Below are 1,001 nucleotides of genomic sequence, written 5' to 3' on the forward strand. Positions count from 1 at the left end.
CGTTGATGAAGCTAATCTTGGTGGCCAGGAAGGCGTTGGCGGCATACTTGATCATTTCGGCAGAAGCCAGGTCGGTCACCAGCAAAGGCACGGGATCCCCTTGCAGGCCCTGCTGGCGGTTGAGGATGGGTTCATACAGCTGCCGCATGATTTCAATGGCGCGGGGGCTGTTAGAGCCAATCACAATGCGATCCGGGTAGAAGGTATCTTGGATGGCACTGCCCTCCCGTAGGAACTCGGGGTTGCTCACCACGTCAAACTGCGGCGTCCAAGGCGAGAGCTCCAAGGTCAGGGATCTGGCCTCAGGATCCCTCCCCACTTCTCGGCTGCTCAGCCGCTGCTTGGCGGCTTCGGCGGCCCCGTCCAAAATGAGCATGCGCACCCAGTCCCCAGAGCCAATGGGCACAGTGGATTTGTTGACAATGACCCGATAGTGCTCGTCCAGATGCTGGCCAATTTCCCGCGCCACTGCTTCCACGTAGCGCAGATCGGGATCCCCGCTGGGCAGGGCCGGGGTGCCCACGGCAATAAACACCACCTCGCTGGCCTGGATCCCAGAGCCCAGATCGGTGCTAAAGTGCAGCCGACCCGCCGCAGTTCCCTCCCGCACCAGCTCTTCCAGGCCGGGCTCGTAGATGGGCAGGCGACCCCGCTGCAGCCCTTCAATCTTGGCGGGGTTGTTGTCCACACAGATAACGCTATTTCCTAGGTGAGCCAGGCAAGCCCCTGTTACCAGGCCCACATAGCCAGCGCCTACCACAGCAACGTGCATACTCAGAGTTCGCTCCCCAATCGGCGGCCACTTGACTAAGCCTTAGCAGCTTGCTTTTAGGGTACCCTCCCTTACCCCTATTGAGGTCGGTGACAGAATAAAGCAGGATATCTGTGGATCCCCGCCCGAGCTGCAGTGAGCTTTCTGGATTCTGCTGCCATAGCCAGCCGCCGTCAGCGCCAAGTGCAGAGGGTGCTGTACGTCACGCTGGGACTGAATGTTCTGGTGT

General features: G+C 60.1%; 1 protein-coding gene. It reads right to left on the minus strand.

What is annotated here, in order from left to right; translation table 11 throughout:
- A partial coding sequence (locus NW838_RS03885; protein ID WP_414427525.1) for a UDP-glucose dehydrogenase family protein occupies nucleotides 1-772 on the minus strand: 772 nt, incomplete at its 3' end.
- Nucleotides 773-1,001: the final 229 nt, after the last annotated feature.

Origin of the sequence: Synechococcus sp. R55.2, assembly GCF_047462075.1 — a bacterium.
Lineage (GTDB): Bacteria > Cyanobacteriota > Cyanobacteriia > Thermostichales > Thermostichaceae > Thermostichus.